Here is a 502-nt window from a genome sequence, read left to right as displayed (position 1 = left end):
AGGGTGGGCCTCGCGTGAGCGAGGGGCGGGAAAGGGGAGCGCCGGATCCGGCATCGTCGCTCCCCTCTCCCGACCCGCTTCGCGGGCCACCCTCCCCCGCAGAGGGGGGAGGGAAAAGCGGTTCCTGCGATCGCCGTTCGGGGTGGGCGGATGCGAAAGCCGTTCCAGAAGAATGGCGTTCTGCGGAACGCGCCCGTTGCAACCCCCGAAGGTCCGCCGCGTCATGCCCGGGCGAAGCATCCTCGATCTCCCGCAGTCCGAAGGCGCGCAGATCCACGTCGAAGGCGAGGCGCTCGGTGAGCGCGCTCGGCGGCGCCTCGTCGTCGAGCCCCTCGTCGAGCAGCACCAGGCCGAAGCGGGCGGGCCGCGTCTCGCAGAAACCGTCGCGCGCGACCGTGATCGTGCCGGTGTCGAGCGCCGCGGCGAGACGAGCCGCCGTGCCGGGCGACAGGCGCTCGGCCATCGGCACGACGACGAGGCCGCCGTCGGCCTCGGCCAGGAG

The 502-nt window shown here is 73.3% G+C and carries 1 pseudogene; it reads right to left on the bottom strand.

Annotated features, from left to right (window positions below):
* Positions 1–268: 268 nt before the first annotated feature.
* Positions 269–502 (bottom strand): annotated as a pseudogene (gene bchD / locus FV230_RS30425) (magnesium chelatase ATPase subunit D); the annotation flags it as partial.

The organism is Methylobacterium sp. WL6 (assembly GCF_008040095.1).
Taxonomy (GTDB): Bacteria; Pseudomonadota; Alphaproteobacteria; order Rhizobiales; family Beijerinckiaceae; genus Methylobacterium.
Note: the sequence above shows the minus strand (reverse complement) of the source record. Positions and strands in the feature narration are given on the sequence as shown.